This window comes from Paraburkholderia sp. BR13444 (genome assembly GCF_040948755.1).
Taxonomy (GTDB): Bacteria; Pseudomonadota; Gammaproteobacteria; order Burkholderiales; family Burkholderiaceae; genus Paraburkholderia; species Paraburkholderia youngii.
In genome coordinates this window covers 1-243 of sequence record NZ_JBFPKM010000082.1, presented here as the reverse complement: position 1 = coordinate 243, position 243 = coordinate 1, and the positions used below count along the sequence as shown (strand labels likewise).

The window sequence follows — 243 nt, the reverse complement described above, 5'->3', positions numbered from 1 at the left end:
TTAGCCGAACGCTCTGGAAAGTGCGGCCATAGCGGGTGATAGCCCCGTAGGCGAAAACAGTGTGAAAGAACTGGGTGTACGAGAAGTAGGGCGGGACACGTGAAATCCTGTCTGAAGATGGGGGGACGGATCGCGGAAGGTTGTCCGGGTGTTGGAAGTCCCGGTCGCTGCATTGGAGAGGGTGCCTTGGCAAATCCGGGCACAGGACTCAAGGGTGTGGCGCGAGCTTCTTCGGAAGCGAAG

General features: G+C 58.8%; 1 rRNA gene. It reads left to right on the top strand.

The features are described from left to right. Positions 1-135: ribosomal RNA gene (locus tag AB3X95_RS39080) — 23S ribosomal RNA — on the top strand; the annotation flags it as partial. Positions 136-243: the final 108 nt, after the last annotated feature.